Consider the following 1,618-nt stretch of genomic DNA (forward strand, 5'->3'; position numbering starts at 1 on the left):
CGGCACGGTCCCGCCTTCCGCGTGGCCGCGCCCGGGAGTCTGCGGCGCCGTGCGGGGGGCCGGGCCGGCGGGCCGGGAGGTCACCGGCGCCGTACGGGGCTCCGGGCCGGCGGGCCGGGAGGTGTCCGGGTCCGTGCGGGGGGCCGGGCCGTCCGGCAGCGGGCTCACGGGCGGGGTGGCGGCGGGCCCGGAGGTTTCCGGTGCCGGGGTGTCCCGAGGTGCGTCCGGGGCGGTGGGGTGGGCGGCACCCGCTTCCGGACGGGGGAGCAGCTGTGTCGCCGCGTCCGGGAGCCAGCCGTCGCCGGCCGGGTGGCGGACGGTCAGGCCGCCCAGGAAGGCCGCCGGGGTGGGCCGCTCCCGCGGGTCCTTGGACAGGCAGGCGGCGACGGCCGCCCGGAGTTCGCCGGGGACGGCGCTCAGGTCCGGCTCCTCGTGGACCACCTTGTAGTGCCTGGCGGCCGACGGGCCGTCGCCGAACGGGGAGCCGCCCGCGGCCTGGGCGAGCACGACGCCCAGCGCGAACATGTCGACCGCGGGGGTCACCGCGCCGCTGGTGAGCTGCTCCGGCGCCAGGAACCCGGGCGTGCCGATCTGCAGCCCGGTCTGCGTCAGGGCCGTTCCGTCCAGAGCGCGGGCGATGCCGAAGTCGATGACGCGCGGCCCGTCCTCCGCGACGATGATGTTCGCGGGCTTGAGGTCGCGGTGGACCACCCCCGCCCGGTGGATCGCCTCCAGCGCCTCGGCCAGGCCGGCCGCCAGGACGGTCAGCGTGTCCAGCGGCAGCGATCCGACCCGCGCGAGCACCGCCTGCAGGGTCGGGCCGGGCACGAAGGCCGTGACCAGCCAGGCGGGCTCACCGTCCGGGTCGGCGTCGACGACCGGCGCGGTGTGGAAGCCGCCGACCCGCCGTGCGGCCGCCACCTCGTCGGCGAACCGCCGCCGGAAACCCGGCTCGGTGCTCAGCTCCGGCCGCACCACCTTGACCGCCACCGCACGGCCGGACGGGGAGCGGCCCAGGTAGACGACACCCATGCCCCCCTGCCCGAGCCTTCCCACCAGCCGGTAGCGGCCCTCGCCGACCGACGTGGGATCGCCCGTTTCGAGCGGTTTCATGGGTCCCCCGTTTCACACCTCACGCGATGAACAGCCTCTCCCTACCGGTCGCGTCGCGTACCAGTCAAGCGAGGTCCGTCCCGCGGCCGGGGAGCACCGGCCCACCGCACACCTGTGCCGATCCTGCGGGCTTCCTTAAGGGACCTTGAAGAACGCCTCCGGGAGGCTTTTTCCCCTGGTCACCGCCCTAGGCTCGGTCCGACCGTCCTCCCCCTCTCCCTGCGAGGTGCTACCGGCATGAGCCGCAGCCGAACTCCCGGAACCCCGTCCCGCGTCGAGGCGCGGCGGAAGAAGACGGTGCGCACGCGCATCGTGCTGTCCCTCACCGCGGCCGCCGCGGCGGTGGCGGTCGGGGTCGCGGTGGCCGATTCCGACGGCGGCGCGAAATCGGACCAGCGGGCCGGCGGCGCCACCGGACCCAAGTCCGCGGCTGCGGGCGCCGGTGACGGGGAGGCGGCGGCGACTGCTTCGCCCGCCCTCCCCACGCTCACCGCCGAGGCCGCGT

At 76.6% G+C, this 1,618-nt stretch carries 1 protein-coding gene and 1 pseudogene; one reads left to right on the forward strand and one right to left on the reverse strand.

Annotated features, from left to right (window positions below; all coding sequences use genetic code 11):
• A partial coding sequence (locus AB0D66_RS34580) for a protein kinase (protein ID WP_362311104.1) occupies positions 1–1,113 on the reverse strand: 1,113 nt, incomplete at its 3' end.
• A 237-nt stretch (positions 1,114–1,350) separates the two neighbouring features.
• Here AB0D66_RS34580 and AB0D66_RS34585 point away from each other — a divergent pair.
• A pseudogene (locus AB0D66_RS34585) lies at positions 1,351–1,618 on the forward strand (CAP domain-containing protein); the annotation flags it as partial.

Source organism: Streptomyces sp. NPDC048270, assembly GCF_040652335.1.
Lineage (GTDB): Bacteria > Actinomycetota > Actinomycetes > Streptomycetales > Streptomycetaceae > Streptomyces.